General features: G+C 46.4%; 1 pseudogene. It reads left to right on the top strand.

What is annotated here, in order from left to right:
• Positions 1–321 (top strand): annotated as a pseudogene (locus HC175_RS22180) (hypothetical protein); the annotation flags it as partial.

The following is a 321-nucleotide window of genomic DNA, read 5'->3' as shown; positions in this document are numbered from 1 at the left end:
ACTCCCGGGCCTGCAGATGGTATTTTGATCCCGAGGCTTAACAATTTCCCGGCCACTAATCCGGGTGCAGACCAAAATGGAATGCTGATCTTCCTTACCTCCCAAAAAGGGGAATTTTCTCCTGGTTTTTACTGGTGGAATTCTTCCGCAGGAAAATGGGAAGGTATGTCGGGAAAAGCATCTTCAGATTTTTATAAGGTGGGAACTACTGCTCCTGCCAGTAACCAGCAGGAACCCATTTTCAGGAGCGGAAATGTCAATATCGGCGGGGAGTCTGAAATTGTCAAACTTAAAGTAGTCATTACTCCTACCGAAGACTTC

It is taken from the genome of Salinimicrobium oceani (assembly GCF_012037645.1).
Note: the sequence above shows the minus strand (reverse complement) of the source record. Positions and strands in the feature narration are given on the sequence as shown.